Genomic DNA, 8,389 nt, shown 5'->3' with positions numbered 1-8,389 from the left:
CGCTTGAAGCCGGCGTCGGCATCCTCTCGCTGTTGGTCACCGCTGGGCTCGCCGCCTCCAACGGTGAGGCGCGGCGGCACGTGCAGGGCGGTGCCGTGCGTCTCAACGATCTGCCGGTCGCGGACGACCGCCGCACGGTGACGCTTCAGGATTTGGGTCCGGAAAACGTCGTAAAGCTCTCAGTCGGCAAGAAAAAGCACGTCCTGGCGCGGCCGGTGTGACGCGCCGCCTCACCGGTACTCGAAGATCGACCTGAAGATTCCGGGCGCGATCACCGACAGCGGGTTGATGTCGAGGCTCGGCTTGTTGGCATTGCCTCTTAGTCGGAAGGTGACGCCGATCAGCCCGCGATCCCGGCCGTTTCCGAGCAGCGGGCCGAACAGCGGCAGTTCGCCGAAGATGCGGTTCAGCCCATAGACCGGCATGAAGGTGCCGGTCATGTCCATGTTGTTGTTCTGGTCGTAGAGCGTGCCTTGGAAAGTGGTGCCGATGCGCTCGCCGCGCAGCACCCCGTTGGCCAGCTTCAGATAGCCGGCGCCCTTGTCGATCTCGGCGTAGCCGCGCTCGAACTTGACCCTGGACGTATCGATATCGGCCTTGACCGCCTGGTTCAGGCTGCGCGTGTCGCCGGCCGGCGTGGTCGACACGATCGAGGCGAGCTTCGGCTCGTTGACGACGAAGAAGTTGGTGGCATCGACCTGACCTTTCATCGGCCCGTCGCTGGCGCCCGCCATCGACAGCGTGATCGAGCCACCCTCCATATGCTCGTAGACATTGAGGAAGCGCAGTATGGCGCCGGCGTCGGCCGACTTCATGCTGAGCGCCCGCCTGCCGTCGGCGGTCGTGTTGCGGATGGTAATGGCCGCGCCGGAGCTCGCGGTGGCGCTGACCTCGAGGCCGTTCACGCGGGAGCCGGCGGCGCTGTAGTTCAGCTTCAGGTTGGACAGCATCTCGTCATGGAAGCCGGTAAGCGAACCGACATCGGCGTTGACGGAAATCGCATCGCTGCCGGTGGTCTTGGTGGCGGTGTCGACATCGGAGGTGAACTGCTTGATCAGCGAGCGGGCGTCGAGCGCCTCGCCGCTGACATCGACCGCATAGCCCTTGCCGGACCGCTTCACGGATACGGCGACATCGTCGCCCCGGTTCAAGGCGACCTTGCTGAAGCGCGCCGACGACAGCGCCCCGTTCACGAGCGTCACATCGCCGTCGACGGAAAAGCTTTTTCCGTCGAGATCGAAGTCGGCGAGCGTCGTGGTGGCACCGGCCTTCTTCATCGCGAACGTGACCTTGGCGGCAACGCCCGCGCCCTTGCTCCACCCCGCCCAGGGAATGTCGAGCCTGGCGTTGGTGAGGTCGGCCGACACGTTCTGTTCGTCGCCTTCGCTCTTGTCGATCGCAACCTTGACGGTTCCCGAAAGCAGCGGCGACAGGCCCGGCATGGCGGCCGCGCGCGTCTTGTCGTCGAGCACGAGCGCGACCTTGCGGCTGCGCGGCGGGCCGTCATCGACGAGCGGCTCGACGATATCGAGCTCGGCCGGGATGCCATTGAGCCGCGCCTTGGCCGAGATCACCGCCTGGTCGGGCTCGACGGTGATAGAGCCGTCGGCCTCCGTCACCGTCTGGTCCTCGAACGGCTTGGCGAGCGACAGGTCCTTGTAGTCCAGCGCCACCAGCCAGTTGAGCTTCGAGGTGTCGACTCCCGACGTCAGCGGTATGTCGGCCTTGACGTGGCCTGTCACCGTGCCGGTGAGATCCTCCGGCAAGAGGCCGACATGGCGCATGGCGTTGATCGGCTCATACGAGGCTAGTTCGGCGATGGCCGGCGCCTCACCGGCAACATCGATGTCGAGCGTGCCGATAACCGGCGCGTGGTTGGCCTGCTTGACCGTCAGCGTGCCGTTGCTGGCCGCCACCGTGCGGCCGCTGGCCATGTAGACGCTGCCGGAGGACAGCGCGATGTCGACATCGTTGCCATGGAAGGATACCTCGCCCACCGCATCGCGGATCGGCGGGATACGGCCGGCGGTGTCGAAGCGCGAACCCTCGATCTGAAAGCGGCCGAATACCTCGTCGGCCGAAAGCGGGACGCCGTTGCCAAGTCGTCCCGGCACGACCTGGAACTGCAGATTGGCGTCGACGACACGGCCGCCGAACAGATTGTCCAGCACCCACAGACGAGCGTTCCGGGCGGAGAACCAGGGCCATAATTGCTTGACATGCGAGACCGGCATGTCGTGCACGTTGAGCGAAAGCGATATGCCCGGCGGACCGTTGTCGATGAAAGCGATCGAGGCCGAGCCGAGCACTTCGCTTGGCCCACCGGAACGGATGCCTATCTGCTCGGCGACGAGCTTGCGGCTCTTGGTCTGGTAAACACCGGCGATGCGGGCGAAGAAGTTGAGCCCCGGCTCTGGCGATTCTGACGGCGCAAGCGTGGAGCCGTCGCTGGTTAGGTCGTAGCGGTAGGACGGCTCCTCCCCCGCTGCGGCCGGCTTCGGCCCGATCGAACCGGCAAAGTCGAAGGTCGAGCGACCGGTCTTGAGGAGCAACCGGCTGACATCGATCTTGTTGGCGCCGGCCAGGAGTGTCGCATCGGCTTCGACATCGGCTGGCAGCAGCCCGCGCGAACCGAGGTCGAGCACGGAGCCGGCAAGCGACAGCGAGGCGGTCAGCCGCGACTTCGTCTCGCCCGCGCCTTCCGACCCGGTCAGCTTCAAGGCGATTGTGCCCAGCCTGCCACCGGTCGCCGCAGCGGCGCCAGCCGTGCCGGCGTCGGCGAGATTGACGCTGGCATCGAGCGTCGTGATGCGTCCGGTCGCGGTGTCGCGGGCGGCCGAGGCGGTTATGGCGAGCGCACGGCCATCGACAGCCACGTCGTAGGAGGCCTGCATGCTGCCAGGGCCGGTCTGCAGAACGGTGGCATCGGCCACCGTGACCCGCTTGACCGGACTGGTGTCGGACAGCACGAATTCGACATTGCGCAAATCGACCTGGCGAATCGAATCCTCGCGCACGGCATCGAGGGCGTGGCTGACATTGGCGAAGACCGCGGCAACCACCTTGTCCGAATCGATCAGGCCATCCGCGTTGCGAAGCGACGCCGTCCAGTCGCCGCCAGTGGATGGCATCGCCGCCAGCATGAAATGCGCGTCGGAAATCCGGGCGCTGGTCAGGCGCACCTCGCCCGAAAGCAGCGGGATGAGCCGGATGCCGAAGCGGACACGGCCGGCATCGGCGATCGGCTTACCGCCGGCGGTCTTCAGGCTGACGTCGTTCACCTGCAAGGCAATGAAGCTCGACCCGTCGAGCGTCAGCCGCGCCGGGCCGACCGCGACATCGACATCGAAGCCGGCCATTTTTTCGATGGCTGCTTCCGCCTCCGCTCGCAGACGCTCGGTGCCGATGCCGGATGTGCCGAGCACGTAGACCGCGCCGGCCGCCAGCAACACCAGCGCGCAGAAACTGGCGACCACCCGCGCAAGGACGCGAAAGCCTCGGCCTATCCTGGCGCGGCCGAGCGGCGGCACCTTGCAGGCGGAGGGAAAAGCCCCCAGGTCGGTGATCTCGTCACGCCTGAACCGGATCTTCTCGTGCTGCGGTTCTTCCTGATCCACGCAATCTTCCGTTGTAGCGAACTCGATCGTGGACGAATCCCCGTCTGACACTATATCGATGCGGCTTCGCGCGTAACCTCAAACCGGGGCACCGACATGGCCGAACTCGACGTAGGCGATCTTGCGCCGCAATTCGATCTTCCGCGCGACGGTGGCGGGTCGCTCAACCTCGCCGCACTGCTTGGAAAGCCCGTTGTACTTTATTTCTATCCGCAGGACGACACCACGAGCTGCACCAATGAGGCGATCAGCTTTTCGCAGTTGAAGCCGGACTTCGAAAAGGCCGGCGCCGTGGTGATAGGGCTGTCCCCGGACAGCATCAAGAAGCACGACAAATTCAAGCAGAAATATGACCTTACCGTCGACCTGGTCGCCGACGAGGAGCGCAAGGTCATCGAGGCCTACCGTGTGTGGGTCGAAAAGACGATGTACGGCCGCAAATATATGGGCGTCGAACGGGCGACATTCCTGATCGGCAAGGACGGGCGAATCGCCAGGATCTGGCGGCAGGTCCGCGTCAAGGGCCACGCCGAAGAGGTGCTGGAGGCGGTGCGCGCACTGTGAGGCAGATTTGGCGGTCTTCGCCGCAACCTGACACCCGTCCGGCGGGCATTGGTTACCGGCGCTATCGGCCCGGCAAAGCTTTGTTAACCCTAATAATATGTAATCAGGCTCTTCGTGGTGTCGTAACGAAAGCTTGGTCCCGTGAACCCAACCGGTCAGTCTGCGGTCTTCGGCAAACGCAAGGAACCCCATACGGTCATCATCGCCCGGGGTAACGAAATCAGGCATTTCACCATCCGGCCCTGGCTTGCCGCCTTCCTCGGCTCGGCGCTGGCGGCGATTGTCATCGGCTACCTGCTCGCCACCTCCTATCTGGTGCTTCGAGACGACCTGATCGGGGCGACGACCGCCAGACAGGCGCGCATGCAGCAGGCCTATGAAGACCGCATCTCGGCGCTTCGCGCCCAGGTCGACCGCATCACCAGCAGACAGCTTCTCGACCAGCAGCTGATGGAGACCAAGGTGAGCGAACTTCTGGAACGGCAGACACAGCTCAGCCAGCGCCACGGCCGCCTTGGCCCGATCCTCGAGCGCGCCGAAAGCGAAGTTGGGGCGGCACCCGCCGCCGACGGTACCGCAACCGCCAAGCCGGACGATCGCGCCGCGCTGATTGGCGAGCAGCCGACCTATTCCGTCGCCAGCCTGGGCGCCGGCGACACGAGACCGTTCTCGCTGTGGTCGACGCGCTCCGATCCGCTGCCCAGCGATTCGGCCGCCGATCGTGCCGACAGGCTGTTCGTGTCGATCAACCAGTCGCTCAAGGCAATCGAAAGCGAGCAGCTCAGCCGCGTTACCACGCTTGCCGACAATGCATACAAGAATGCCGACGCCATCACCCAGGCGCTGGCGGCCGCCGGCCTGCCGGTCGACAGCGATTTCGGCAAGGATAGCGATGTCGGCGGCCCGCTGATCCCGCTCAACGCATCGACGATATTCGACAGCAAGGTCAAGGAACTGGACGAGGCGCTGGATGCGCTCGATCACCTGAAGAAGGAAGCGCGGCGGCTGCCGCTCGCCAACCCCGCCCCCGGTCATTCGGTCACCAGCCCGTTTGGCGTGCGCACCGACCCGATCCTCGGCACCGCGGCCTTGCATTCGGGCATGGATTTCAGGGCGCCAATGGGCATGCCCGCCAAGGTCACAGCGGCCGGCGTCGTCACCAAGGCCGGCTGGAACGGCGGTTATGGCCGCATGGTCGAGGTCGACCATGGCAACGGCTTCGCCACGCGCTACGGGCACTTGAGCGAGATCGACGTGACGGTCGGCCAGAAGCTCGCGGCCGGCGATATTATCGGCAAGACCGGCAGCAGCGGCCGTTCGACCGGCCCGCATCTCCACTACGAAGTGCGCCACAATGGCGATGCGGTCGACCCGCTGCGCTTCCTGACGGTCGGCAAGAAGGTCGCGCAGTATCTTTAACCGCCCGCCGATCCCCGCTGCGCCGTCAGAAACATGGTTGCTGCCGAAATCAGTGTGAGCGCCACGATCTCCAGCGACACGATCTTCTCCAGCTCGGTGACCATCGAGTACGCCACGGCGATCGCATCGACACCCTCATACGGCTTTGCCGCATGCGCGGCGGAGCCGGTGACGCGGACATCGAACGTATCGCATGCCAGAGTGTAAGGACCGGGACGGACAGCGACCTTGCCGGACTGTGTGTACGGATCGACGTGAACGCAGATCGCGGCGGCGATATCGTCGAGCAGCCCCTCTTCCACCACCCGTCTTCCGCCCGACGGCTCGTCTTCCTCGGCCGGCTGGAATACGGCGCTGACGGTGCCGCCAAACTTTCGCTCGACTGGCGGAGCTGCGCGGCCACGGCGTGTCGTCCACAATACCGAAATATTTTTGAATTCCATTTGACTGAATAAATCTTCGGTGCGAAGCTCCCGTCACTTCAGGAGCGCAAGGCATGGCATTGCGGGGGACCAATCAGGAGTTCGGGCGGCCCTACAACCGGCGCATCGTTCTGGAGTCCATCCGCCTCAATGGGCCGATCGCCCGCGGCGATATCGCCAGGGGCGTCGGCCTCACCGTGCAGACCGTGTCGACCATCGTGCGCGAACTGGAGGAACAGGGCTACATCCTGTCGCTGCGCGAAGAGCCGAAAGGCCGCGGACTGCCGCCGGCGACGCTCAGGATCAATCCCGAAGGCGGCTTTGCCGTCGGTATCCACCTCACCCCGCTCGGCATCGACGCGGCGCTGATCAACCTCAGCGGCGATGTCATCGAGAGCATGCACAGCGAGGCGCCGAACGTCACGCCCGATCACGCTTTCGACCAGATCGGCGCCATGGTCCGCGACCTGGCGGGACGGCGCGCCGGCGGACGCGTGCTTGGCGTCGGCATGGCGCTGCCCGGCCCGTTCGGCGTCGAATCGATGAGCTTCATCGGCCCGACGACCATGACCGGCTGGAAGGATGTGGCGCTGCGCGAGCGGCTGACGGCAGCCACGGGTTTGCCGGCCTTCTTCGAGACCGACATGGCGGCCGCGGCCATGGGCGAGCGGCTCTACGGCCTCGGCACCGGATATTCCGACTACTACTACCTCTATTTCGGCGTCGGCCTCGGCGGCGCCATGGTGCATGATGGCAGCGTGCTGCGCGGCGCCTGGGGCAATGCCGGCGAGATCGGCCACATCCCGGTCGTGTTCGGCGGCGAGCCTTGCCCCTGCGGCAACCGGGGTTGTCTCGAACGCTATCTCTCGCTCGATGCGCGCGGACGCTGGCGCGGCAGCGACGACGACTGGGTAATCGAGATCGGTCCGGTTTTCCGCAACGCCATCACCATCATCGAGAACCTGTTCGACCCCGAGACGGTGGTCCTCGGCGGGCTGGCGCCGCCGGCGCTGCTCGAACGGTTGGCGGGAGCGGCGGAGCTGCCCAATTCGGTCTCGGCCCGCAAGGACCGCGCCACGCCGCGCATCGTCGTGGCGCGCGGCGGCCAGCATGCGGTGCTGCGCGGCGCGGCCGCACTTGCCGTTTCCGGGGTGCTGTCGCCGCGCTTCGGCCAGATCTTCACCGCCAAGCGGCAGCGCGGCGGCGACCTCCTGAAAGGCGGAGACATCGCGGCATGAGCGAACCCCTGCTGGTCCTCGACAACGTCACCAAGAACTACGGCGCGATCCAGGCGCTGAAAGGCATCAGCTTTTCGATCGGGCGCGGCGAGGTGGTGGCGCTTCTGGGTGACAACGGCGCCGGCAAGTCGACGCTGGTCAAGATCATCGCCGGCGGGCTGGAGCCGACCTCCGGCCGCATGCTGTTCGAAGGCAAGGACTTCCTTGCCAAATCTCCGGCCGAGGCCAAGGCGGCGGGCATCGAGACGGTGTACCAGGACCTGTCGCTCTGCACCAATGTCGACGTGGTGGCGAATTTCTTCATGGGCCGCGAGATCACCCGCAAGGTGCTCGGCGTCCCCGTCCTCGACGAGCGCGCCATGGAGGCCGTGGTCGCCAAGGCGCTCGCCAATGCCGGCACCCGCATCCCGTCGCTGCGCACCAATGTCGAGCACCTTTCGGGTGGGCAGCGGCAAGCGATCGAACTCAACCGCTTCGTGCACTGGGGCGGCAAGCTGGTGCTGCTCGACGAGCCGTTCGCGGCGCTCGGCGTCGAGCAGACACGACGCGGTCTCGACATGATCCGCCAGGTGGCGAACCAGGGCATCGGCGTCGTCATCATCACTCATATCATGCAGCAGGCCTTCCAGGTCGCCGACCGGATCGTGGTGATCCGGCAAGGCGTCGTGGCGGGCGATGTCGCACGCAACAAGACAAGTCCCGACGCGGTGATCAACATGATCACCGGAGAGACGCTGGCCGGTGCCGGACCGGCGAGCTGAGGGACAAATGAGGGGTCCGGCGCAAGAGGAGCGAACGACATGAAGAGAATACTTCTTTCCGTCTTCGGTTTCCTGGCACTGGCCATTGCCACGCTCACGCCGGCATTCGCCCAGTCCAAGGGCACCGTCTATTATCTGGTGCCGACATTGCTCGATGAGTTCCAGACCGGTTCGGTAACCGCGCTGGAACTGTTCCTCAAGCAGGTCGGCTACGACTTCAAATCGCTGAACGCCGACAACAAGACCGACGCCCAGCAATCGCAGATGAATGACGTCATCGCGCTGAAGCCCGCCGCGATCGTCCTTGCGGCGGTTGACTTCAACGCGCTGAAGCCGGCCGTCGAAGCGGCCCGCGCCGCCGGCATTCC

At 65.4% G+C, this 8,389-nt stretch carries 7 protein-coding genes and 1 pseudogene; 6 read left to right on the top strand and 2 right to left on the bottom strand.

Annotated elements, in window-relative coordinates:
* Positions 1–221, top strand: a pseudogene (locus tag EN745_RS24260) (tyrosine--tRNA ligase); the annotation flags it as partial.
* Positions 222–230: 9 nt separating this feature from the next.
* Here EN745_RS24260 and EN745_RS24255 read toward each other — a convergent pair.
* Entirely contained in the window at positions 231–3,617 is a 3,387-nt protein-coding gene (locus tag EN745_RS24255) for a DUF3971 domain-containing protein (RefSeq protein ID WP_126054876.1), read from the bottom strand.
* Positions 3,618–3,713: 96 nt separating this feature from the next.
* Here EN745_RS24255 and EN745_RS24250 point away from each other — a divergent pair, with 96 nt between their 5' ends.
* Entirely contained in the window at positions 3,714–4,181 is a 468-nt protein-coding gene (locus EN745_RS24250; RefSeq protein ID WP_127406259.1) for a peroxiredoxin, read from the top strand.
* A 141-nt stretch (positions 4,182–4,322) separates the two neighbouring features.
* Positions 4,323–5,600, top strand: coding sequence for a M23 family metallopeptidase (locus EN745_RS24245; protein WP_127406260.1), 1,278 nt, complete (start codon positions 4,323–4,325; stop codon positions 5,598–5,600).
* Here EN745_RS24245 and EN745_RS24240 read toward each other — a convergent pair.
* A complete protein-coding gene (locus EN745_RS24240) occupies positions 5,597–6,043 on the bottom strand; it encodes a M20/M25/M40 family metallo-hydrolase (protein ID WP_245482370.1) in 447 nt (148 codons plus the stop codon). The two genes, EN745_RS24245 and EN745_RS24240, sit on opposite strands and share 4 nt — an antisense overlap.
* Before the next feature lie 53 nt (positions 6,044–6,096).
* Between EN745_RS24240 and EN745_RS24235 the strand changes: the two genes are divergently transcribed.
* The 3 genes from EN745_RS24235 to EN745_RS24225 all read left to right on the top strand — a co-directional run.
* The gene (locus EN745_RS24235; protein ID WP_126054879.1) at positions 6,097–7,260 is read left to right on the top strand and encodes an ROK family transcriptional regulator; all 1,164 of its coding nucleotides are present in this window, start codon (positions 6,097–6,099) and stop codon (positions 7,258–7,260) included.
* Positions 7,257–8,021, top strand: coding sequence for an ATP-binding cassette domain-containing protein (locus EN745_RS24230; RefSeq protein WP_126054880.1), 765 nt, complete (start codon positions 7,257–7,259; stop codon positions 8,019–8,021). Before EN745_RS24235 ends, EN745_RS24230 begins: the two co-directional genes overlap by 4 nt.
* 39 nt (positions 8,022–8,060) lie before the next feature.
* On the top strand, positions 8,061–8,389 hold a 329-nt coding region (locus EN745_RS24225; RefSeq protein WP_145992116.1), incomplete at its 3' end, for a substrate-binding domain-containing protein.

This window comes from Mesorhizobium sp. M4A.F.Ca.ET.022.05.2.1 (assembly GCF_003998845.1).
Classification (GTDB): Bacteria; Pseudomonadota; Alphaproteobacteria; order Rhizobiales; family Rhizobiaceae; genus Mesorhizobium.
Note: the sequence above shows the minus strand (reverse complement) of the source record. Positions and strands in the feature narration are given on the sequence as shown.

Bases quoted from the DNA above. Each gene is read 5' to 3' on its own strand.
- EN745_RS24250 (WP_127406259.1), top strand. From the start codon at position 3,714: ATGGCCGAACTCGACGTAGGCGATCTTGCGCCGCAATTCGATCTTCCG.
- EN745_RS24230 (WP_126054880.1), top strand. From the start codon at position 7,257: ATGAGCGAACCCCTGCTGGTCCTCGACAACGTCACCAAGAACTACGGC.
- EN745_RS24235 (WP_126054879.1), top strand. From the start codon at position 6,097: ATGGCATTGCGGGGGACCAATCAGGAGTTCGGGCGGCCCTACAACCGG.
- EN745_RS24240 (WP_245482370.1), bottom strand. From the start codon at position 6,043: ATGGAATTCAAAAATATTTCGGTATTGTGGACGACACGCCGTGGCCGC.